Origin of the sequence: Crocinitomix catalasitica ATCC 23190, assembly GCF_000621625.1 — a bacterium.
GTDB classification, from domain to species: Bacteria; Bacteroidota; Bacteroidia; order Flavobacteriales_D; family Crocinitomicaceae; genus Crocinitomix; species Crocinitomix catalasitica.
Genome location: NZ_JHXV01000006.1, coordinates 74,123 through 98,157, shown reverse-complemented (window position 1 = coordinate 98,157; position 24,035 = coordinate 74,123). Strand labels below are relative to the sequence as shown.

Genomic DNA, 24,035 nt, shown 5'->3' with positions numbered 1-24,035 from the left:
ACAACTTAAAATTCTGCTCTTTTTGGCGTACGTGGGAAAGGAATAACGTCTCTAATATTTGTCATACCAGTTACAAACATCACCATTCTTTCAAATCCTAAACCGAATCCTGCATGGGGTGCCGTTCCAAATTTTCGTGTATCTAAATACCACCAAACATCTTCTTCTGCGATATCAAAAGCTGCACACTTTTCTTTCAATACATCATAACGCTCTTCACGTTGCGAACCACCAATGATTTCGCCTATTCCAGGGAATAAAATATCCATTGCCGCTACTGTTTTACCATCGTCGTTCAATCGCATATAAAATGCCTTGAACGATGCAGGGTAATCCGTTATAATTACTGGCTTTTTGAAATGTTTTTCGACTAAAAAACGTTCGTGCTCACTTTGTAAATCTGTTCCCCACTCAACTGGGTACTTAAATTTCTTTTTCTTATACGGTTTTGAATTTCTTAATAAATCAATTGCATCTGTATAAGTTATTCTTTCAAAATCGTTATTGATTACAAAATCTAAACGTTCAGACAATGAAAGTTCATTTCTTTCAGCCATCGGCTTCGCTTGATCTTCTTTCAATTCACGCTCGTTCAAAAATGCGATATCATCTGGACAATTTTCAGTTACATATTTACAGATATAACTCAAAAAGTCTTCTGCCAAATCCATATTGTCAACTAAATCATTGAATGCAACCTCAGGTTCAACCATCCAAAACTCAGCTAAATGTCTTGTAGTATTCGAGTTTTCAGCTCTAAAAGTTGGTCCAAAAGTATATACTTTACCCAATGCCATAGCCGCTAACTCAGCTTCTAATTGACCAGATACAGTTAGATTTGTTTCTTTTCCGAAAAAATCTTCCGACCAGTTGACTGTACCATCTTCATTTAAAGGCGCATCTGTTGGTCCAAAATTGGTAACACGGAACATTTCTCCCGCGCCTTCTGCATCCGAACCAGTGATAATTGGTGTTGCAATATGATAATAACCATTGTCATTAAAATATTTATGAATGGCAAAAGATGTTGCATTTCTTATTCTGAAAACAGCACCAAATAAATTCGTTCTGAATCTTAAATGCGCCTGTTCACGCAATAGTTCTAAACTATGTTTTTTTGGTTGAAGGATTGTTTTGCTTACCTCATCCGGATCAGCATCTCCAAGAATTTCTATTTGACTTACAATTAAATCAAATTTTTGTCCTTGACCTTGAGACGCTACTAATTCACCAGTTACCGCTACGGCAGCTGCTGTAGTAATTCTCTTTAATGTTGCTTCGTCTGTATTTTCAAAATCAATGACCGCTTGAATATTATGGATTGTTGATCCATCATTAATTTGAATAAATCTATTTTGACGGAAGGCTTTTACCCATCCCTTAATCAAAACTTTGTCTCCAAAATTAGCCTCAGCTAACACTTGTTTTATTTCGCTTCGTTTCATTGATTTTGTTTGAAAAAGCAAATTTAAACAAATTGCTTTAGTATCTCCGTCAAATATGTAATCAGATTTTTGCATCTCAATAAGAAAAAGTCTATCTTTAATCGTTTTCAAGATTGAAAACAGAAACTACTTAACGCTGTATTACAATGAAAAAAATTCAAATTATTGGTTTAACAATGTTAACCATATTAATCATTTCGTGTAGAAAAAAAGACATTCAACCGGTTATTTCCTTGAATGGAGCATACGAACAGACACTTCCTTTAAATGGAACATATTTTGAAAGTGGCGCAACCGCAAAAGATAATCGCGATGGCGATATCTCTGATAAAATCGTAATTTCCGGGAGTGTTGACAATAATAAAACAGGAGAATATCGCCTTTTTTATAATGTGCAAGATCAAGAAGGAAATAAAGCTGCTACTGCTACACGATTTGTAAATGTTGTGAATAGTGCTGATTTTATGATCGGAACGTATGAAGCGACCCCGACCTGTACAGGAACGATGACTGCAGAAAATTATCATACCACAATTACTACCTCTACAAGTAGTAATAACGAAATATATATTAAGAAAATAATGTATAGCGTAGAAGATCAACCAGTTATAGGAAAAGTTTCAGGAGATGTTGTCAATATACCAACACAGTTAATTGGAACCAGAACTATTTCTGGTAGTGGTACTATTAGTTCTGGAAACATACTTTTAGATGTTGACATTTCTGGACCAGGCGCTTATGACTGTTCTATCAATCATGTGAAATTGTAGTCATTAAAAACTTGCCAAATAATTTTATTTTAAAAGGAATACTGATCTTAGTATTCCTTTTTTTTCTTTGCTGCCCATGGGTATGTGAAGCTTTCTGCATCGAACCAACCAATGTTCCGCGGTTTTTTGTTGCCTCTCTTTTTCTTATACTCGGAATAATAATTCATTTTTTTAGAAAAAAAGTATACATTCTGCCTCCAACAACATTAATTGTGTTGATATTTGCCTTCTATTTCGTTAATATAATTAGTGCAACATGGGCACTTAATGCAACAGATGCCATATTCGAAAGTCAAAAAATCGCATTGGGGATTCTCCTTTTTATTTGGGTTTATGATCAAATATCATCAGCAATAAATGAACGATTTATCTTAAACACATTATCTATTGTCTTCTTTACAACACTATGCATCACTTTCTATGAATGGTCTATACAAATCAATGAATTTAAAACTTCAATTTTCGGCCATAAAAATCTTTTAAGCTCATTCCTTTTTCTCAGCTTAGCATTTTGGCTGTATTGTTTTCGTGTTGTCACAAATAGACTTAAATGGGTTTATTTGATCGGTTTTATTTTAACTGTAAGTTGCATTCTATTAATCCAAACAAGAAGTGCCATTTTAGCATTAATAGTTGCTGTCTTCTTTTTTATTATGACTTGTATTTATGCTCACTTAAAACTGAAAGCGAGAAGGATATTTTTGACAACAATTAGCGCCACCTTTTTAATCGTAGCTTTTTATGGTTCAAAACATTTTACAAATATTTTGAGCAATACAAATGATAAAAATGCCTCTCTAGTTGAGCGTGTCGAGCTTTGGAAGAATACCACTGAATTAATTAAAGAAAATCCAATTATTGGTGTAGGCACAGGTAATTGGCAATACAATTATTCGAAATTTTCAATCAATAATATCGATAAAGCAAGGAATTACAATACCTTTTTTAAACGTCCGCATAATGATTTTTTATGGGTACTCTCTGAAAACGGAATTATTGGATTTGTTTTACTCATTTGTATTATTGGCTATATCGGTCGGGTGTCAATAAAGATGTTTCTAATAGATAAAGACATCAATCGTTTAATCCTATTATCAGGCGCTGTTGGATTTATAATGATATCGTTTTTTAGCTTTCCAAAAGAAAGGGTGCCACACATTATACTCGTAGCCATATTATTGGCATTTCAATTCAAAGGTATACACTTTGACCATGCTAAAAAGTTGAAGTTAAATTTCAAAAACGTATTTGTAATAATCGCCTTACTACTTCTAAATTGCACAATCGGATATTATCGATTAAAGGGTGAGTTTTATACCAAAAAAGCTGTACTCGCGCAAACATCAAAGGAAGCAGATAAGGTTATAGAATTTGGCACCAAAGCAATTTCTTATTTTTATACAACTGATCCTTCAGGCACACCAATCTATTCCTATATTGGTTGGGGGTATAACTTAAAAACAGATCTGAACGAATTGCTAAGTGCAAATGAAAAAGCATACCAAATTAGCCCTTACGATTATAAAGTACTAAGCAATTATGGATATGCACTTTTGCGCATTGGATTGTTCGATTCGGCTAGTAAAGTATTAAGTGAAGCTTATAGAATTAATTCAAGCTATGAACCTATTTTACTCAATTTATCTGTTCTTGAATTTAACAGACGGAACTATGCGCTTTCATTAGAGTGGCTAGAGAAAATTGAAAATTATCAGATAAAATACGCTCAAAATTATGAACGAATTCAAATGAAGATTTCAGCTAAATAATTAGATTCAAATTTAGGTTATGCAAATAATTTCTTCCAAAATGAAGCAATAATTATTGCAGAAACTGCAAATACTAACCCAAAATAAATGGCTTGAATTGGATCACCTAATAGATAATTACCTGTTGCAAATAAAGCAGCATAAATTCCAATACACCCAAAAACCATAGAAAGGACTTTATATCCCATATTCTTAAACTTATTACCAGATTCGAATGCCCTTACCTCGAATTCAGGATTGAGATATTTATCATTCATCGTGAGGAAGGTTACTGTTACCCACGCGGCGGTTGTAATTCCTACGCCCATTAATAATTTAAAATTTCCTGAATATTCTAAACCGTAACCTTTATCTGCTATAAAAAATGAGATGGCTACTAAAAATGAAACTGTCATAGCTGTGATTTCACTATAAGGATTGATTGCCTTCCAAAACCAACGCAGAATGAATAATAATCCGGTTCCTGCACCAATGGTTAAAATCAAATCAAATGCTTCTTTTGCCTGCTCCAAAACAACCGATAACAATGCAGCTAACGCCATCATCACAACAGTTGAAATTCGACCAATAAAAACCAGTTCTTTTTCCGACGCATATGGATTCATGAAACGTTTATAAAAATCGTTGACAACATATGATGAGCCCCAGTTTAAATGAGTAGAAATAGTAGACATAAAAGCAGAAATTAAAGAAGCTAAAACCAACCCTAACAATCCAGCGGGTAAATAAGTTAACATGGCAGGATAGGCTAAATCATCCTGATAAAGGCTCTCTTCTAAACCTGGGAATTGCGCTTTCATATCAGCCACTGTTGGAAATAAAATTAAAGATGCCAACGCAATAATAATCCATGGCCACGGGCGCAAAGCATAATGGGCAAAATTGAAAAAGAGTGTTGCGGCTGTTGCATGTTTTTCATCTTTGGCAGCTAACATTCGTTGCGCAATATAACCACCACCACCAGGCTCAGCACCAGGATACCAAACACTCCACCATTGCACAGCTAATGGAATAATTAACAAGGTTATCCAAACATCCCAACTGTCATCACCGGTAGGAACAAAATTTAACTTTTCTTGCACCAATTCGTTACTCAATAATCCCTCCATACCCCCAATTTCAGGCATATCAATAATAAAGTAAGCCGCCCAAATGGAACCAACCATTGCAATAATGAATTGAAAAAAATCGGTAAGAATCACACCTTTAAGTCCTCCTAGAAGCGAATATAAAACCGTAACAACACTAGCAATGCCCAATGTTTCAAAAGCGGATAAGCCCAACATTGTATGACCGATTTTTACACCAGCCAAACAAACAGTTGCCATAATCACAACATTAAAAAATACACCAAGATAAACGGCTCTAAATCCTCTTAAAAATGCTGCGGCTTTTCCTTTATAACGAATTTCATAATATTCTAAATCGGTAGAAATTCCTAATTTTCTCCATAGTTTGGCATAGATAAATACAGTAACCATTCCAGTTAATAAAAATGCCCACCAGACCCAATTTCCTGCAATACCATCTTTTCGAACAATTCCAGCAACAAGATTCGGCGTATCGGCAGCAAAAGTTGTTGCGACCATCGAAACGCCTAATAACCACCACGGCATATTTCTACCAGACAAAAAGAATTCTGACGAATTTTTCCCTGCTTTTCGTGAAACTGCTAGACCAATTAAGAGGGTAATGATAAAAAATCCGATAATAATTCCCCAATCTATATTGCTTAACTGCATAAAATAAATATTAGCTTAAACGGCTAAAGTAGGGAATAATAGCGAGTAGAAATTAAGCCACTCAACGAGTTTACGAAAGATGAAATGTTAATTGAATTTTACATTATCAATAGCGATGGACAACTTTACCCGTAAAAACAACTTCATGCGTATTCTTGTCAATCAATCGATATACAAAACTCGATTTGGCGATGTCATTGGTGTAAATAGTTGCAATTTCCTCAGTTATTATCGCTGTAAAAACCTCTTGCCCAGTAATTGTAAACAATTGAAAATTCATCCCTAAATGTTTAAACGGCAACTGAATTGATATTTTATTCTCTACGTAACTTATGACCGGTTTTGGATCATTAGGTATGATTTTAAAAAATAACCGTGTTGTATCTGAACATCCATTTCTATTAAAATGAATAAGTTCTGCTACCTCTTCTTCTGCCTTAGAATAAATATAAGGGGAATCAAAATTCAAATAATCACTATCTTCAAACTCACCAACTTTGTAGAGTTTAAAATCTTCATGCAACGAAGCTCGGAAAAAAAACACTCCTCTTGAAGGTGCTGGCTCTGCTAAATACAAATTAGATTCGTTGATAAATTTAACTTCTGATCCAATTTTGCCTTCAAAATAAATCGGCCCTCCAATTAAATCTTCAGATGCTACATCAAGCAAAGCTTTTGGTAGAATAGAATCGACAAAAACGGTATCTACGATCATAGTACCGACGGCATCAGTTACAGTGATTTCGTAATACCCAGTGTTTACCCCTCCCCAAAACGAACTACCGAAAGAAACACCGGTTTGTATGTCCAACCATGAATAAGAATAATCTGGGACACCTCCCGAAGCTGCACAATAAAGAACCCCGTTACCACTTTGAAAATCATACAATCGACACTGAGCAGGTTCTGATCTCAGTTCTACGAATCTCAAAGACTCTTGAGCACTAGCCAAAAACAGAAAAAAAAGGCTGGCAATAAGGAATAAAAATTTCATATTGTTAGGTTTATTATCAGACCAATTTTTTAATTTAAAAGTTGCATGTTGAAGAAAAATTGGAGTCGATTTAAACCTCTTTAATCCTTATATTTACCAAACTAACGTTAAATCAACGAATGATGCATAAATCACTCAATCCATTAAAACTTGGTTTTCTTTCTATTTTAACTTTCACTCTACCTTGGTTGAGTCTCGCCCAAGAGTTATTTGTTGAAAGCCCAATAGAAGTTGCAAGTGGTTATGGTTTTCATCATCCACAATTAGAAATTTCAAATGACGAATTACCATTGGTTACTTGGACTGATCCAACTGCGCAAGCCATCTATTTTGCAAGGCATAATGGTGTTGATGGGTTTAACACTCCATTGATGTTAAACCCACCAGGTTTGGCAATTCAATCATATTCTTGGAGTGGACCCGATTTAACAATTGATGGTGATAATGTCTATGTAATTTTTAGATCAGCTGATTATGAAGAAGGGCATATCTATTTGGTGAAATCTACAGATAATGGACTAAGTTTTGGCGATACTGTTCGCATAGATAATTTAGTTGAAGGATTCGGGCAATATCCAGATATAGCAGTTTATCAAGATACTATCTTTGGAACATTCATGCTGCACAATGAGATTGGTATAGACCCTCAATATGTTTTTGTTCGATCGACTGATGGAGGTTCAACATTTGAACCCATAGTTACCGCTGGAGAATTATTGGGCGCAGAAGCCTGTGATTGTTGTCCACCAGAAATTATTGTGAATGAAGATAAAGTGATCATCTTTTTTAGAAGAAACAATGACAATCTAAGAGAAATTAAAGCGGTTGTATCTTATGATAGAGGTGCTAGTTTTTCGGATTGGTATTCTGTTGATGACCATGGTTGGTTCTTAATGTCATGCCCATCAACTGGTCCGGATGCAAGATTCTTAGACGACGATATTACATTATCCATCTATAAAACCGAATTTGACGATGCAAATAGAATATTTTTTAATTCGTACAATACAGTATCAGCGGAAAGTGATCTTCAAGAAATTTACGCTGATGGTTTTGAAAACACGAATAATAACTACCCTCAATTGGCGATTCAAGATGAGGAAATAGGAATTGTCTGGGAATCTGTTCAACCAGGTACAAGTTCGGATGTGTTTTTTAACAATACAACAGCTGTTGATCTTGATTTTAATCCTGAAAATACAATAAATATAACGAATACAATTGGTGTCCAAGCCAAACCTGATAAAGCAATTTCAGATGGAATATTCCACTTAGTATATGCCAATTCTCATACATTATCCGTTGATTATTTAAGGATTGGAGCTACACTTGAGATTAATGAAAATGATAATATCAATCCCCTTTCTATTCAATATGATAAGTCAAAAATGATATTGACTGTTTTTACAGAAGAAATAGAATCAGAACGGATTTCAATTCACAATTTAAATGGTCAATTAATTAAAACTATACCTGTTATTAATGCTGATCAAACGTATATCATAACGAATGATTTGCCGGAAGGGATGTATTTTGTATCCATTACCTTTAACGGTAAAGTCTACACTGAAAAATTTGTTAAGTAGATATTCTAAAAAAATAAGAGCTAATTCAATAACGAATTAGCCCTCATTCCAATATGTTTTAATTTTTAATACAAGTCATCGTACAATTATCAGTAAAAACACCATCCGTTGCCGAGTATATAATTGTCAACGTTGATTCTGCAATTGATCCTGAACCTTCGAAATCAATTCCATCCTTTGATTCATTGAATTTTATATTATTGCCAATCACTTCAGCTGTTATATTAACTCCGTAGTCACCAAAATTACTAATTACGATATACTCCTTACCATTATCTGATTCGTTTACAACTATCGAAAATACAGTTGTGCCAACCGAACAAGATTCAGAGACATCATATCCGCCTATAAACTTGTCACTATAATATGTACAAGACCCATCTTCATCTTCTGCATCTGCTGTATAGTTTTCAGCAATAGTATCTGTACAACCTTCCTTCCGGCAAGAAGTCAAAACTACAGTTGAAGTCAGTACAATAAATAGGAGCATTCTTTGCATAAATTTTAATTGTGATGCTTTTATCATTCTTTTATTTTTAATTTCTATTGAACACAAGATAATAAAACTTGCGTAGATTAATATTATTCACTCTTTTCTAGTTAAACACGGATTTAATTTTCTCTTTTAAGGTTGATGAATTATCTTTTTTATTCTTTAATTTTTCAATGTCTATCGTATTGTCTGTATTCTTTGTGAATGCTTCTATAAAAGCATTTTTAAATATATTACCGATCGTTGGAAAGATAGCAATATCTGGATTTTCTATTTTTCCTTCAATTGGAACCTTAGTTGCGGATTGATCATTTCTTTGATTTTCTGTTATCTCAACACAGAATCCTAGAAATGCTTGCCAAAATTTATTTAGTGTTTTCCCTTCCTCTTTAAATGAAAACACATTAACATCTTCAAGAATCGGTTTAACATACCCAAGGATTTCACTGTCCATCATTGCGAATTCTGCTGCTAAGGAAAAGTTACCTTTTTCAAAATCAAATGCCGCATAAGCTTCTGTAAAATCATTCAATTCTGTTAAGTCAACATTCTTTATGTTTATATCAAGATCCATATCAGGCATATCTTTAAGTATATTCATTTTCCCAGTGACTTCTAGATTGCCTTTGTCATATATAGTTGATCTTAATATGACATCAGAAGGCAATGAATCATTCTCCTGTTGGGCATTGGTTAAATTGGTGGCTAAAAACTCAATACCTGTTAATTCTAAATTTACTGCTGGTGTCGATTTATCATTTGCAAATTCGACTTTACCATCTACAATTTCAAGTCGGTTAATTTTAAGTGGTATGAAATCTAGAATTGGTTGCACCCATGATACATCACCGGCTTGCTTTTCACTTTCATCCTCACCATCCGAAAAGTGCATCACTGGTTGATCAATATAAATCTCTCCTACAATCGCGCCTTGCAGAATTGCTCTCCATTCGACTGAAATATCTGCTTCATTTACGGCGACATAAGGTTCTGGTACTTCATTGTCGGTTAACATAATTTCAAATCCTTGTAAAACCATTGCTGCTCTGAATATAGAAATGTCGACATCCTCAATTGTGCAACTATAATTTTCAACCTCGTTAATCGCAGCAACTAATTTGTTCTTCACATAATAAGGCAACCAAATTCTGAAACCGATTAATACCGCAAGAACAATTAGTAAGTATTTCCGTTTTTTGATAAATGTTTTTACTCTATTCATTTTTATAATTATTTTTCTTGGATTAGTTCTTGGTTATTACAAACCAAATTCCATTCCGATTATGAAAAACAAATTATTTACATCTATTATTAAAATCACTAAACTGACCTTTGAAGGGTTTAGTACGCACAGCGTTATGACATACGCAGCTGCAATAGCATTTTACACGATATTTTCCCTACCCGGTCTATTGCTTACAGTCATTGTCACCGCCGGTTTTTTTCTTGGCCAAGAAGCGGTACAAGGTGAATTAGTATCTGAATTACAAGGATATATAGGCACTGCTTCTGCAGAAACTGTTGAGAATATTATTACTAAAATTCAACTATCTGGAGACCTGACCGTTAAAACACTAATAGGCGTTGGAACATTACTTTTTTCTGCTACAACGATTTTTATGGCCCTTCAAGAAGCCTTAAATAGGATTTGGGATGTAGTTGCGACTCCAAAAAAAGGATTCGTTAAATTTCTAATTAACAGAGTTTTATCCTTTGGGATGATCGTGTCTTTAGGGTTTATATTATTGGTATCACTCTTACTAGACTCCGTATTAACTTTATTCTTTGACAAGTTAGAAAACGCGCTAGGTGAAACACCTAGTATTGTTTTGGATTTAACCGGTAGTTTAATTTCGATAATTGCAGTATTTGCGGTAATTATGCTCGTATTTAAAGTCTTGCCCGACGTGAAATTAAAATGGAAAAATGTTTTGATGGCTGCATTATTCACTACCCTTTTCTTATCATTCGGTAATTTATTAATCTCTTGGTATATATCAAATAGTGATTTTTCCGAAACTTACGAAGCTGCGGGATCTATTATCATCATATTGGTGTGGGTATATTATTCCACAGTTATGGTGCTTTTTGGGGCAGAGATTACACGGGCGTACATGCTCTATAAAAAACATCCAATTGAACCGTCTAAAGGAGCAAAAAAGATTAAAACGATTCAAGTTGACTATGACGAATATCAGTCTGAACTATAAGTTTTTACATAATATATTAAGCAGTTAAAAATGGTATTTTATAATGTTCGTATAAGACTTTAATTTAGTGGCTATTTAATAATAAAAACTTCTTCTTGGCATAAAATTTCCATTGTTAAAGGCAAGAAACAAATTATTAACTAAACACATAAAATTATGAGTGCAACAACAGATAAAATTAAAGGAAACTGGAATCAATTAAAAGGTAAAGTAAAGCAAGAATACGCAGAACTTACTGATGACGATTTAAAATATGCCGAAGGTAAAGAAGATGAGCTATTAGGTAGAATCCAGGAAAAAACGGGTAAAACCAAAGATGAAGTAAAATCTTTTATTGACAAACTGTAAAAGTCAAAAATTGATCAACCAAAGTTGAGTTTATATTTCACTTGGTTTCAAAAGAACATCTTTCATTCAAACGAAAGGTGTTCTTTTTAGTTAATAGAAAGAACAGCAACTGGAGTTGCGTTCTAAACATCGAAAATAAAAAATATAAATAATGGATAAAATTCAACAGACACTAAATAATTACTGGGACATTTTCTTGTTAAGCGTTCCTAAGATTGCCATATCAGCAATTATTCTTGCTGTATTCGTTCTAATAGGAATACTAGTTGCAAAAACACTCAGAAAAAGAGTCCAAAAAAAAGCAGACTCCCCTTTAGTTGCCGACTTTTTAATTCGACTCGTTAAATTGATAATCATCACTGCGGGTCTTATGTTGGCGTTAAATGCCTTAGGATTTACAGGTATAGCTGGAGGTTTATTAGCAGGTGCTGGAATGAGTGCAGTGATTTTAGGTTTTGCTTTCAAAGAACTCGGTGAAAACTTTTTAGCAGGCATTCTTTTAGTGTTTGATCGACCATTTAGTTTGGGAGATACCATTACTATAAATGATAATATTGGTGTTGTGAACGCCTTAAAATTTAGAACGACAAAATTAAAAACCTTTGATGGCAAAGACGTTTATATTCCGAATAGTGATATTGTCACCAATACTGTTTATAACCACACAGAAGATGGGTTTTTAAGACAGTCCTTCTTGGTTGGGATTGATTATGACAATGATATTGATCAAGCTGTTAAGGTTATCACTGAAGTGGTCAACAATCATCCCGAAATATTAACCGACGAGAAAACACAAGTATTGATTAATGAATTCGGAACAAATACAGTGAATTTAGAAGTTAGGTTTTGGACCCAAACTAAGGATTATAAAGTAGCAGCCGCTCAAATTAAATTCGACGTAATGCGAGATGTAAAACGAACGCTTATGGATCACAAATTCGGTATGCCTGCCAACATTCAAGAAGTGAAATTATATGGTGATACACCGTTGGTGGTGCAGCTAGATAATAAAGAGGTCTAAAATCAACTAGTTATTAGTTTAGCAATTTAGGTATCAGAATATTGTCGGATGAATATCCTCCACGACGAATCTTAAGAAAATACGCGAAAGATTCGCACATTAGTAGGTGGTAAGAATGTGTTTCGCAGCTGAATTTTAGTGATTAGTAAAAAATTGAAGGAAAAGGTAACGTTACTCTTCAGCTTCGAACCAACTCGCATACATTCGGTAATTCTGAGCGATACGCATAACCTCATCTTTAAACTTCTCGGGACTTAAGTCCTTTACTTTTTTGGCTGGAACGCCTGCCCAAATTGATCCAGACTTGACATGTGTGCCTTCTAAAAGAACTGCGCCTGCTGCAATGATACAATTCTCCTCAATTAGACAATTATCCATTACAATGGCTCCCATACCGATTAGTACATTGTCATGGACTTTACATCCATGCACTAAAGCATTATGACCTACCGAAACATTGTTCCCTAATATGGTCTTTGTTTTCTCGTAAGTACAATGTATCACTGCTCCATCTTGAATGTTAACATTGTCACCTAGTACAATCGAATTCACATCACCTCGAACGACAGCATTAAACCAAAAGCTACAATTCTCACCCATGGTAATATCACCGATTAAGGTTGCATTATCTGCTAACCAACTACTCTTTGTAATTTGCGGTTCAAATCCTCTTACTTTTTTAATTAGTGCCATTTATTATTGATTAGTTCGGTTGTAATTTGCAGTCGAATAAAGCCTTCAACTTGAAGCAAGGTTACTTTATATTTATAGTCTTTTGAAAGGTAATTAAAAATAGAATACTGCTTATTTTCATGAAACGAAACTGCATTCGATTTTAAGAAATTTTTCAATTCCATTCCATTTTTCAACATAGAAGTATCCTTTATAAAGACGGTATAATCCCGTAGGTTATTCTCTTCATTGAAAACGATGTCGAGATTAAATTTTTTTATATGATAATTAATGACCTCCCCTTTATAGACTGGTGCACCATAGAGACTATCCATCAATAAAAACACTTCAGCCATTGGTGAATTCAATTCGAAATTGAGAATTCGAACATCCGGATTAAAACTAATGAATGGAAAAAAGGATGGTTTATCGATTGCCTTTTCCTGACTTGAATTACAAGAGACGAAAGCAAGACTTATCAGAACTGATAACAGAAAGTAATATGATCTTAACAAGGTAATTATAGGAATTAAAAAGCCCATCCGAAACCAATATAGTTAAGGATGGGCTAAGATATTTTAAATAAAATTATTTTGCAACCAATTGATCTGCAGAATAATTAATTTTTAATGCGTCAATTGTTCTTAAGCCTTCTTTCACATCAGATACAATTCTCATACCTACTGTTTTATCTACTTTTAAAGATGTCACAATATCAAATGGTTTTTTACCTTCTCTTGCTTTTTGTTGTTTCCAAATTGGAACAAAAGTAGGATCTGGCGCCAATGCATCATCTAACTGAATTCTTGGTTCTGTACCTTCTTCAGCATCATAAGGACGACCGATGTAAATAAAATCTACATTATCCTTATCCTCAATAGCCATTGCTTGTGTAGCTTGCGGTTTCTTAACATCAACTTGCATGTCCACCTCTTTCATAGTAGTTGCTACCATGAAGAAGAAAAGCAACATGAAAATAATATCTGGTAAGGCAGATGTATTTACACCTGGTATACCTTTTTTGCCGCCTTTTTTAAATTTTGACATAATTATTTTTCTATTTTCGCTTCAACAATTCTTTCCGGAACTAATATTCTCAAACGTTCAATCGTCTCAATATCCTCTTCAACCGTTTCTTTCAATTCTAAATACGTTCCCCATCCATACTCTTCAGCTTTTTCCGATCTTAAATCGTTTACCACTTTTTTAAGGATATCTTGAATATCAATATATCTTCCGAAACTTGTATTGGCCTGATTCTTTAATTGAATAATTGCCTTATTACTAATTTCTCTGTATGAATTATTCGGTATGCTTTCACAAACCGCCAATTTTGCAGTCCATTTCGCAAGCTCCTGATTAGCAACATCATTTTTTGGATTAGTTGCTAAAGCCGCTTTACTTGCTGCTATTTTTTGCAAACATTGCGTTCTTGAGATTGTCGTATATAATGGCAAATCAGGATTTGTTTCACTGTCAAGATTTGCTAAATAGAAATCACGAACAACTTCTTCTAAATCTTCAATTTGAAGTTGTCTATTTTCTACTAGTAATTGATCGTTCTTATTCGCCATGATATCCAATACATCACGCTCGTTGATTTCAACGGGTGGCGAATTTTGATCTCTTTTTAAAGGTAACGTTCTTCCAATACCAGCATCAACTTCCATTGTTGTTGTTACTAAGAAGAAAATCAATAATAGGAAGGCAATATCAGCCATTGACCCAGCATTAATTTCCCCAACTTCTCTTCTTGCCATAATTTGATATTATTTTGTTAGGTATCCTACAACGCCTCTTATCATTTGGAAAAAGATAAGACCGATTGCTACTACCAATAAAACCAATGTCGTTTTAATTCCTACTCCGCCCCATAATAATGTATCTGGCGTTGTACCTTCAAGTCCCATAATAGGACCAGCAGTTTCAATTGTTACCAATGCACGACCGATTCCAATTAAAATACCAAAGACTACAATTCCGATTGCTGTAGGAATAAATCTTTTAGGATTTGTGATTATAGCAATTACAGTAAAGATTGCAATTGCAGCTAAACCAACATATAACATTATCATAGTAAAGTTCACTGCACTTGAAACGTTTCCAGCATCACCTTTAATTAAACCAGTTGTACTATCCACTTCCGCAGTAGAACCCATTGCTAGAACAATCATGATAACTGATATTACGGCCAGCGCAAAAATCACCAAATTAATTGCCAATGAGGTTATTTTATTGTTCATATTTCTGTTTTTTTAATGAATTAATAATTAAACGATTGATTAAGCTTACGCTTTAGATCTATGTTTAATTAAAATATCAATTAACGAAATTGAAGCATCTTCCATATCATTTACAAGACTATCGATTTTCGCCAATAAGTAATTATAAAAGATTTGTAGGATAATAGCTACAATCAAACCGAATACTGTTGTTAAAAGTGCAACCTTAATACCAGATGCAACAACCGTTGCAGAAATTGTACCAGCAGTAGCAATATCATCAAAGGCTTGAATCATCCCGATTACTGTACCCATGAATCCTAACATCGGAGCCAATGCGATAAATAATCCAATCCAAGACATTCCTTTTTCCATCAATCCCATTTGAACGCCACCGTAAGCAACAACAGATTTTTCAACCATGTCAATTCCTTCGTCTGAACGATCAAGACCTTGATAAAATATAGAAGCGACTGGACCTCTTGTATTTCTACAAACTTCTTTAGCAGCTTCAACGCCACCTGAAGCTAAAGCGCTTTCAATTCTTTCGATTAATTTCTTTGTATTTGTAGTTGACAAGTTCAAATACACGATACGCTCAATAATTAGGGCTAAACCTAAAATTAAACAAATCAATACAATTCCCATAAATCCTGCACCACCTTCAATAAATCTTGTCTTTAACTCAGTTGTGAAAGAATAACCACCCGTGTTGTCGTCAACTGGTGCAACTTCTTTTACCGGCGCAGCTTCTTCAACAACTTGTTCTACAGGTTCTGATACTGCATTCGAATCAACTACAGGCTGATCTTGAGCCAACGCTACATTTGAAATTCCAAAGGTTAAAAACCCCGCAAAAGCGACTAATGCTAATACTTTTCTCATTTTTCTTTGTTTAATAAAATTTATTTAAAACTTGTGCTTATTTATTCGTTATGCTCAAGCAGGTTGCTAAAGTACAAAAATTTATAATCTAAATTAATATCACTCTATTTTTTTGCCCATTAGAAGGTTAAATTTACGTTAACTCCCCGCATAAGTTTTTACTTAATTGTTCAATTTTCTCTGTCCTACTAGTGTCTTGACCCAGTATGTACATCATTTTTGTTAATGCAGCCTCCGAAGTCATATCCTCTCCACTAATTATGTTAAAGTCTGTGAAAAATTTACTTGTTTCATATTTTCCGTGCGCTACTTTGCCTGTCACGCACTGTGTAATATTCAAAATTATACCGCCCTGATTTATAAAATCGCCTACCATTTTTGCAAAATCAGCATTGGTAAAAGAATTGCCCGATCCGTAACTCTCTATTAAAATTCCTTTTACCAAATCAAAATTGAACAAAGACTTTAAAGCTTTGACTGGCATACCTGGATATAATTTTATTAAAGCTATTTCTTCACTAAAATTTGTGTTCAACACCAATTCTTCTTGTTCTGTTTTATACAAAACATGCTCAATTATTTCGATATTTACGCCCGCCTCTGCTAAATTCCGGAAATTTGGACTTGCAAAAGCTTCAAAATGTTCTGAACTTATTTTTTTAGCTCTATTTCCTCTATATAGTGAATATTCAAAATACAAAGCAACTTCTTGAACGGCTGGTTCACCTAACTCATTTCTCATACCAGCAATTTCAACGGAGGTAATAATATTCTCTTTACCATCCGTTCGAATTTGCCCAATTGGCAATTGAGACCCCGTTAATATTACTGGCTTGCGAAGCCCTTGTAACATAAAACTCAAAGCTGAAGAAGTGTAAGCCATGGTATCAGAGCCGTGTAAAACAACAAACCCATCATACTTAACATAATTGTCAAAGATCGTTTTAGCAATATCAGCCCAATTTGAAGGTTGCATTTCTGAAGAATCAATTGGTTCTCCAAGAGAAATAGCTTCTAAAGTATATGCGAACTGTTTTAGTTCGGGAACACTTTTATATAGATGTTCAAAATCAAATGGTTTTAAAACGCCTGTTTCCGGATCGTTTATCATGCCAATTGTTCCTCCCGTATAAATAATTAAAACCTTCGGGTTTTCCATTACGTTTCAAATTAACGATTAATAAAACAAAAATAGTATAGAAAATGAGTCAACTGCGTAAATGATTTATTTTACCGTATTAAATAGGGCTAAAGCGTTTTTTGAAGTTTGTTCAGCCACTTTCTCAACGCTTATATTATGCACTTGCGCAAGTTTTTGAGCAATCAAAGGAATGTATTCGCTTAAATTTCTTTTACCTCGGTGCGGTGTTGGTGCTAAATAAGGTGAATCTGTTTCTAGTATTAAATGCTCTAGAGGAATACCTTCAATCACTTTATCCAATCCGCTATTTTTAAAGGTTAAAACACCACCAATTCCTAATTTAAACCCACCATAATTAATAATATGATTGGCTTGTTCAATGTTTCCAGTAAAACAATGAAAAACACCGGTCAATCGTTCATCATTTAATTCGTCTACAATTGCCAAGCATTCATCAAAGGCATCTCGTACATGAATAGCAATTGGTAAATTATATTCTTTTGCCCATTTAATTTGTTCACGAAAAGCTAAATCTTGAAATTCCAATTTTGTTTTATCCCAATATAAATCAATTCCAATTTCACCAATGGCACAATATTCATTGGTTTCAAGATGCGATTTAAGAACAGCCAAATCTTTTTCCCAATTTTCATCAACTGAACATGGGTGTAAGCCAATCATTGGAAAACAATTTTGTGGGTATTGCTTCACCAAATCATGCATTGGTTGAACTGAAGGCAAATCAATATTTGGTAAAAACATTTTATCTACACCTGCAGCAATTGCGCGATCAACCATTTCAAATCGATCCTCAGAAAATTGCTCAGAAAATAAATGGGTATGTGTATCGATAAATTTCATTGGGCAAATTTAAGGCAAATAAACTAAAGGAAAAATTATCTTTTAGTTCCAGTCGGGACAACTACCACATCCATTTTTAGAGCGGAGGTAAAAAATTACTCCTCCTAGTAATTCCCATTGACCATATAGATAATCTTGTTTTGCATAACTGGTATTATCAATAGTAGAATTTTTTAAAAGATTAATATAGCCGCCAGACCAATTAGACTGAAAAAAGAATCGATTAAAGAAATCAAATCTTACACCCGTATGAATTGAAACACCGAATCCTCCGAAACTTGGTGTTGTATGATAAGTTACACCATCCCAATCAAAGTCAGTTTGAGTAAGAACTGGGCCTAAACCTACCCCTAAACGTCTTTGAATGACAAAATTTCTGCTATTCGTTTTATAAAGCGGCACTGTATTATTCAATTGAACAGAAATATAATTTAATCCATTCGAATTTTCATAATGTAATTCATGATCATAAATTGGAATCAAACCATCAGCATCAGTAAATTGACCATTTACAAAATTTGTATTAGTTGTGGTTTCAGATATATATCCATTAACATACACAGATTGACTATTGCTCATCACGTATTTCATGTGGTCATAACCAAATGAAATATCCCAACGGTGTTGAAAATACCAGCCAAGACGTATGTTAAATTGAGGAACAGTAATTTTTGCAGGATCTACATATGTTTTAAAATCACGAACTGGTCTATCCGTAGCTTTCGCTTTTTTTACAGTAAAATCGTAAGTTTCACTATAAAAATTGATATCACTTTTCGTATAGATGGATCGGTTATATCCCCAATAAAAATAAACCGCATTTTTTTGGTTGCCAAATTTTTTCTTAAAAGAATACATCTGACCAAAAGATGTCTGCGCAGATAGAAAAAAGAACAAAAATGCCAATATCGAAAAAATGCTTACCTTCATTTCAGTATAATGATTGAGGACTAGATTGTTACAAACAACCAATATAGCCGCCTAAATTGTTAAATATCAAAATTAGCATTAAAATCCATTTCTATCAAGTATAAAAATGGTTAACATTCGAAATAATACATGGCAGAACATAATGAATTAGGAATAAAAGGTGAGGCAATTGCTGCTGAATATATAGTCAAAAAGGGGTATAAAATATGCCATAAAAACTATCGATACAAAAAGTGGGAGATTGATATTGTTGCCTTAAAAGATGATTTATTAATTGTGTTTGAAGTAAAAACGCGACAGAGTGAATTCATGGCTGGTCCCGAGATTACCGTAACAAGGGCAAAACAAAAAACTATTGTTCGAACAACACATGAGTATATGTTGGAATATGATATTGATCTTGAAGTAAGGTTTGATATTATTTCTATCATTCTAAACGAAAAGACACTCGAAATCGATCATTTAGAAGATGCTTTTTATGCATTGCTTTGAATAGTATATAAATGAACAGCAAATCAATTCAGAATTAAAATTATTTAATTGTTGATTTTTCATATATTTAGATTACAATTAAAAAATAATACTATGAAGAGAATTTTTACTTTTAAACATGCACTGGTGTGGTGTTTATGTTTTGGAATGGGTATTGCCTATTCCCAAACATACACTTTCACACATTGTGGTGCAACAGGACAGGATGGGCCGACAGGTCCAGAAATAACTGCAGAATATGAAGGAACCGATCTGGAAGGCTTAGTTACTGGCATATCTGGAATTCAATATTGGACAGTACCAAGTACCGGAGAATATTCAATAGAAGCATGGGGAGCAGAAGGCGGTGCTGACGGTGGATTAGGCGCAAGAATGTATGGGGAATTTTTACTTACTGAAGGACAAGAAATTAAAATCTTAGTCGGTCAAGAAGGCGGATCATCAGATGGTTTGCATGGCAGTGGCGGCGGCGGTTCGTTTGTTGTTTTAGCTGCTGATGATACACCCTTAGTTGTCGCTGGCGGCGGCGGTGGTCACGGTAAAACAGCCCCAGGAATAAGTGACGAAGCTGATGGTACAACCTCTACTGCAGGTCAAAATCCAGGAGGCGGAGGACCAGGTGGAACTGATGGTGGCGGTGGCGCTGCGGCAAGTGGAGATATAGGCGGTACTAGAGATACTCCTGGCCAAGATGCTAGTGGATCAACATGGTCTAGTGGTGGTGGAGGATTTTATACCGCAGGCGGAGGAATGAATTCAGGAGACATACCTGGAGGACAAGCATTTGTAGACGGAGGTCAAGGTGGAGACCTTGCCTTTACTGATGGCGAATGGCCTGGTGGTTTTGGAGGTGGCGGTGGAGTTGGCGACAGAGGCGCTGGCGGCGGCGGCTACTCTGGTGGAGGCGGCGGTGAAGAGAATACTGTTGGAGGCGGTGGCGGTGGCTCTTTTAATGATGGAATTAATCAGGATAATGAAGGTGGAGTAAGATCAGGTAATGGGCTAGTTGAAATAACTATTTTATGTAGCCCATTAACAATTACTGTTACTGATTATGATCCATGTATTAACGAATATATTACATTAACTGCTGATTCTGAAACTGGCGGAATCACTACATGGGAAGATGGCATAGAATCGGGAGTGCCATTCATTCCAGGTGGACCAGGTTCATATTTTTATACTGCGAATAGTACAAACCCAGACGATTGTGGTCCTACAATAGAAATTGTTGTTCACGGTTTTCCTGATGTAGTTGCCAATGTGACTCCTACTGAGATTTGTGAAGGTGAAAGTGCTATTTTATATGGCAGCGGAGCTGATACTTACGAATGGAGCCCTGGTGATGTTGATGATCGTGATGTGATATACCCAAGCGAAGGAACGATAACTTATACCTGTACTGGAACTGATATCTATGGTTGTGTTAGCGACGATGAGGTAACGCTTACTGTTTACCCTGCACCAACATTAACGATTACTGCTGATAATACGGTTATTTGCCAAGGTGATGAAGTTACTTTAACAGCATCAGGTGGTGTTGAATACGATTGGGATAGCCCAGTCATCAATGGCGTGCCTTTTACAATTGATGCTATTGGATCTTTTACATATGAAGTTGAAATGGAAGATGAAAATGGATGTGAAGTAGAAGACGAAATAACAATTACTGTTGGCGCTCCAATTGAAATAACATATACAACTATTGAAGAACTTTTAGGTGATGACGGATCAATTGATATTACCGTGACAGGTGGAACAGCTCCTTATACTTTCGATTGGGATAACGACGGAACAGGTGATTTTGATGATCCTGAAGACTTAACAGATATTGGAGGAGGAACTTACGAAGTTGTTGTTAACGACGCAGGTACTTGTTCGAAATCAGAAATGATTATAGTTGATTCGCAATTAGGAATAAATACGAATAATTCAATTGATGTTAATGTATTCCCAAATCCATTTGTTGAAAATTTGACAATTCAAATTGAAGGCGAATTTAATTATGAAATAGTCTCCACATTAGGACAGACAATTTTATTAGATAAATGTATTGATCAAACAGTCATAAACGTAAAAGATTTAGCTAAAGGATCTTATTTCCTTACAATTAACTCGAATGAAAATACAAAAACCATCAAATTAATTAAGCAATAAAATAATCTTTCTTTCTAAAAGGCGTTTAACGAAAGTTAAGCGCCTTTTTTGATTCCCAACGGTTCAATAATTCTTACCTTTACAAGTAAAAACAGATATGAATATTCCAAATGTTGAATTACCTAGAATTGTAATTATTGGAGTAGGTTTTGCAGGTTTAAAATTTGCAAAAGATATTGATACAACAAAGTATCAAATTGTTGTATTAGATAAAAATAATTTTCACACTTTTCAACCTCTTTTATACCAAGTTGCATCTGCTGGTCTAGAGCCAGACTCGATTGCTTATCCAATAAGAAAAATTCTTGGTAAACAATCAAATACTTTTTTCAGAATGGCTGAAGTATTAGAAATTGATCAAACAAAGCAAGAGATCAAAACCAATATTGGTAATTTGGATTATGATAAATTGGTTATCGCAACCGGTGCGGGAAATAATTTTTTTGGTATTGATAGTATTCAGGCTTCTGCTATGCCAATGAAATCAATTGTTGAAGCTTTAAACTTGAGAAGTAAAATTCTTGAAAATTTTGAGCGCGCCATTAATTCTAATGACAAGGAAGAACAAAAAAAATTAATGAATTTTGTTGTTGTTGGAGCTGGTCCAACCGGCGTTGAATTATCTGGCGCCCTTGCAGAATTAAAAAACAAAGTACTACCCAAAGATTTTCCAGATTTGGATTTAAAATTAATGCGGATTCATTTAATTGAGGCCGCGCCAAGAGTTTTAAATGTCATGGATAAAAAGTCTTCAGCAAATGCGAATAAGTTCTTAAAAAAACTCGGTGTAGAGATTCATACAGATACACAAGTTAAGTCTTATTTAAATGGATGTGTAGAAACAAACTCTGAAAATTTTATTGCTGATACTGTGATATGGGCAGCAGGAGTTAAAGGACAAATGCCTGAGGGTATTAAAGCCGATACAATTGGTAGAGGGAATAGAATAATCGTGAACGAATATTGTCAACTAAAAGACAATGAAAATATTTATGTTTTAGGAGATGTGTCATTAATTCAATCTGATTTATATCCAAATGGATTACCCATGCTCGCATCAGTAGCGTCTCAACAAGGCGCTTATTTGGCCAAGATGATGAATAGAATTGTTGCCAAAAAAAGTACAATTCCATTTATCTATAAAGACAAAGGATCAATGGCTACAGTAGGTAAGAATTTAGCGGTAGTAGAATTGAAGAAATTTAAATTTCAGGGAACATTTGCATGGTTTGTGTGGATGTTTGTTCATTTAATGTTGCTCGTTGGATTTAGGAATCGTGTGATAGTATTTGTAAATTGGACCTGGAATTACTTTAAATATAACAATGGATTACGTTTAATTATTCGTCCATTTAGGCAAAAAACCACTAATGAATAGATCGATATTTATACTTTTTATATGCACAGCAATATCTTTATTTGCGTTTATAAAACCAGGGCAATTAAAAAGAATTGTTCGCTGTGAACTTGTATATGATGCCGATAGTTTATACCCTGGAAACACAGTTACGATTACAATGAATACCATTTTTGAAGACAGCCAAGTTGTTACTTCAAGAGATGGTTTTTTTAATGTAAATTTTTCAGATTATACGTTCGTATTAAACAGTGGTGGATCCATCATAAAAAAGACACGCAAAGAAATTACGTTACGCATTACTGATAGTTTGAACGTGCAACCATATTTAGATGTCGAATTCTATTTAACACGTATTCCGAATATTAAGTGGGTTAAAAAAATACCTTTTGAATTTGATTTGGGTCAATCAATAAGCTTTAAAGGAGCCGATGGGTATGACCCTCGCGCCTTAACTGATGATGGTTTTAAAAAAATACCATTAGGCAAAACAAAAATTAACATTCAATTTATTGATAATACAGCTACATTAACCAATAATGATGACCCCGCAATATTAGGTGGCAAAGGGCCTGATTTATCTGTTTATGTTTCGCTTGTAAAGAACGATTTTCAAACAGAATTCTTAAAAATTCAAATTGTTAATGACGCTTTAGATATCGATGAAATTCGCTACTTAAAACCTGACTTGGGCAGCTTAGATATAATAACTATTGGTGGCAAGGGAGGAATTAGTAAGAACGGTGGAAAAGGTGGAGACGGTGGTGATGTAAAAGTTTATTTAACACCTGAAGCTCGACCATATTACTACCAAATCTATATCACCAATTTTGGCGGTTTAGGGGGCGATTTATGGCGTCCAATAAAAGGTAAGTCCGCCTATGGCGAAAGAGGCAACTTAGGGAAAATCGATGTTATTGAGTGGAGCAATTAAAATCAA

At 34.5% G+C, this 24,035-nt stretch carries 24 protein-coding genes; 10 read left to right on the top strand and 14 right to left on the bottom strand.

Annotated features, from left to right (window positions below; all coding sequences use genetic code 11):
* Window positions 1-5: 5 nt before the first annotated feature.
* Window positions 6-1,445 carry an asparagine--tRNA ligase gene (gene asnS, locus T367_RS0104360; protein ID WP_027418754.1) on the bottom strand — a complete coding sequence of 480 codons (1,440 nt, stop codon included), beginning with the start codon at window positions 1,443-1,445 and terminating at the stop codon, window positions 6-8.
* Window positions 1,446-1,591: 146 nt separating this feature from the next.
* On the opposite strand from asnS, the gene T367_RS0104355 reads away from it, so the two are divergent.
* On the top strand, window positions 1,592-2,215 hold the full coding sequence (locus T367_RS0104355) for a DUF5011 domain-containing protein (RefSeq protein WP_027418753.1): 624 nt from the start codon (window positions 1,592-1,594) through the stop codon (window positions 2,213-2,215).
* Between the two features lie 212 nt (window positions 2,216-2,427).
* A complete protein-coding gene (locus tag T367_RS0104350; RefSeq protein WP_169736023.1) occupies window positions 2,428-3,984 on the top strand; it encodes an O-antigen ligase family protein in 1,557 nt (518 codons plus the stop codon).
* A 17-nt stretch (window positions 3,985-4,001) separates the two neighbouring features.
* On the opposite strand, the gene T367_RS0104345 is transcribed toward T367_RS0104350, so the two are convergent.
* Together T367_RS0104345 and T367_RS0104340 are read right to left on the bottom strand one after the other, a co-directional pair.
* Window positions 4,002-5,726, bottom strand: a complete 1,725-nt coding sequence (locus tag T367_RS0104345; protein ID WP_027418751.1) for a sodium:solute symporter family protein — start codon at window positions 5,724-5,726, stop codon at window positions 4,002-4,004.
* 106 nt (window positions 5,727-5,832) lie between these two features.
* A complete protein-coding gene (locus T367_RS0104340) occupies window positions 5,833-6,720 on the bottom strand; it encodes a hypothetical protein (RefSeq protein ID WP_027418750.1) in 888 nt (295 codons plus the stop codon).
* A gap of 122 nt (window positions 6,721-6,842) precedes the next feature.
* Here T367_RS0104340 and T367_RS0104335 point away from each other — a divergent pair, with 122 nt between their 5' ends.
* A complete protein-coding gene (locus T367_RS0104335; RefSeq protein WP_169736022.1) occupies window positions 6,843-8,306 on the top strand; it encodes a T9SS type A sorting domain-containing protein in 1,464 nt (487 codons plus the stop codon).
* Window positions 8,307-8,364: 58 nt separating this feature from the next.
* On the opposite strand, the gene T367_RS0104330 is transcribed toward T367_RS0104335, so the two are convergent.
* Together T367_RS0104330 and T367_RS0104325 are read right to left on the bottom strand one after the other, a co-directional pair.
* Complete coding sequence (locus tag T367_RS0104330) at window positions 8,365-8,832, bottom strand: hypothetical protein (protein ID WP_027418748.1); 468 nt, start codon at window positions 8,830-8,832, stop codon at window positions 8,365-8,367.
* Between the two features lie 70 nt (window positions 8,833-8,902).
* Complete coding sequence (locus T367_RS0104325; protein ID WP_027418747.1) at window positions 8,903-10,021, bottom strand: DUF748 domain-containing protein; 1,119 nt, start codon at window positions 10,019-10,021, stop codon at window positions 8,903-8,905.
* A 61-nt stretch (window positions 10,022-10,082) separates the two neighbouring features.
* Between T367_RS0104325 and T367_RS21335 the strand changes: the two genes are divergently transcribed.
* The 3 genes from T367_RS21335 (at window position 10,083) to T367_RS0104310 (ending at window position 12,378) form a co-directional block, all read left to right on the top strand.
* A complete protein-coding gene (locus T367_RS21335; RefSeq protein ID WP_035842518.1) occupies window positions 10,083-11,009 on the top strand; it encodes a YihY/virulence factor BrkB family protein in 927 nt (308 codons plus the stop codon).
* 156 nt (window positions 11,010-11,165) lie between these two features.
* Window positions 11,166-11,357 (top strand): CsbD family protein, encoded by a 192-nt coding sequence (locus tag T367_RS0104315; RefSeq protein ID WP_027418746.1) that lies wholly within the window; start codon window positions 11,166-11,168, stop codon window positions 11,355-11,357.
* 151 nt (window positions 11,358-11,508) lie between these two features.
* Entirely contained in the window at window positions 11,509-12,378 is an 870-nt protein-coding gene (locus T367_RS0104310; RefSeq protein ID WP_027418745.1) for a mechanosensitive ion channel family protein, read from the top strand.
* Window positions 12,379-12,549: 171 nt separating this feature from the next.
* On the opposite strand, the gene T367_RS0104305 is transcribed toward T367_RS0104310, so the two are convergent.
* From T367_RS0104305 to T367_RS0104265, 9 genes are all read right to left on the bottom strand, one after another.
* Window positions 12,550-13,071, bottom strand: a complete 522-nt coding sequence (locus T367_RS0104305; protein WP_027418744.1) for a gamma carbonic anhydrase family protein — start codon at window positions 13,069-13,071, stop codon at window positions 12,550-12,552.
* Entirely contained in the window at window positions 13,062-13,592 is a 531-nt protein-coding gene (locus T367_RS0104300) for a hypothetical protein (RefSeq protein WP_027418743.1), read from the bottom strand. The genes T367_RS0104305 and T367_RS0104300 overlap by 10 nt, the downstream gene beginning before the upstream one ends.
* Window positions 13,593-13,638: 46 nt before the next feature.
* The gene (locus T367_RS0104295) at window positions 13,639-14,097 is read right to left on the bottom strand and encodes an ExbD/TolR family protein (RefSeq protein WP_027418742.1); all 459 of its coding nucleotides are present in this window, start codon (window positions 14,095-14,097) and stop codon (window positions 13,639-13,641) included.
* Between the two features lie 2 nt (window positions 14,098-14,099).
* On the bottom strand, window positions 14,100-14,810 hold the full coding sequence (locus T367_RS23645) for an ExbD/TolR family protein (protein WP_051568339.1): 711 nt from the start codon (window positions 14,808-14,810) through the stop codon (window positions 14,100-14,102).
* Between the two features lie 9 nt (window positions 14,811-14,819).
* Window positions 14,820-15,293: a hypothetical protein gene (locus T367_RS0104285; RefSeq protein ID WP_157454122.1), complete on the bottom strand. Its 474-nt coding sequence runs from the start codon at window positions 15,291-15,293 to the stop codon at window positions 14,820-14,822.
* Between the two features lie 45 nt (window positions 15,294-15,338).
* Window positions 15,339-16,157: a MotA/TolQ/ExbB proton channel family protein gene (locus T367_RS0104280; RefSeq protein ID WP_027418740.1), complete on the bottom strand. Its 819-nt coding sequence runs from the start codon at window positions 16,155-16,157 to the stop codon at window positions 15,339-15,341.
* 133 nt (window positions 16,158-16,290) lie between these two features.
* The gene (locus T367_RS0104275) at window positions 16,291-17,316 is read right to left on the bottom strand and encodes an asparaginase (protein ID WP_027418739.1); all 1,026 of its coding nucleotides are present in this window, start codon (window positions 17,314-17,316) and stop codon (window positions 16,291-16,293) included.
* Window positions 17,317-17,382: 66 nt separating this feature from the next.
* Entirely contained in the window at window positions 17,383-18,159 is a 777-nt protein-coding gene (locus tag T367_RS0104270; protein WP_027418738.1) for a TatD family hydrolase, read from the bottom strand.
* 42 nt (window positions 18,160-18,201) lie between these two features.
* Window positions 18,202-19,089 (bottom strand): hypothetical protein, encoded by an 888-nt coding sequence (locus T367_RS0104265; RefSeq protein WP_157454121.1) that lies wholly within the window; start codon window positions 19,087-19,089, stop codon window positions 18,202-18,204.
* A gap of 129 nt (window positions 19,090-19,218) precedes the next feature.
* On the opposite strand from T367_RS0104265, the gene T367_RS0104260 reads away from it, so the two are divergent.
* The 4 genes from T367_RS0104260 to T367_RS0104245 all read left to right on the top strand — a co-directional run bounded on the left by T367_RS0104260 (window position 19,219) and on the right by T367_RS0104245 (window position 24,029).
* Window positions 19,219-19,581 (top strand): YraN family protein, encoded by a 363-nt coding sequence (locus T367_RS0104260; RefSeq protein WP_027418736.1) that lies wholly within the window; start codon window positions 19,219-19,221, stop codon window positions 19,579-19,581.
* 93 nt (window positions 19,582-19,674) lie between these two features.
* Window positions 19,675-21,738, top strand: coding sequence for a T9SS type A sorting domain-containing protein (locus T367_RS25460; protein WP_157454120.1), 2,064 nt, complete (start codon window positions 19,675-19,677; stop codon window positions 21,736-21,738).
* 97 nt (window positions 21,739-21,835) lie between these two features.
* On the top strand, window positions 21,836-23,116 hold the full coding sequence (locus tag T367_RS0104250) for an NAD(P)/FAD-dependent oxidoreductase (protein ID WP_027418735.1): 1,281 nt from the start codon (window positions 21,836-21,838) through the stop codon (window positions 23,114-23,116).
* Window positions 23,109-24,029, top strand: coding sequence for a hypothetical protein (locus T367_RS0104245; protein WP_027418734.1), 921 nt, complete (start codon window positions 23,109-23,111; stop codon window positions 24,027-24,029). The genes T367_RS0104250 and T367_RS0104245 overlap by 8 nt, the downstream gene beginning before the upstream one ends.
* The last annotated feature ends 6 nt before the right edge of the window (window positions 24,030-24,035 follow it).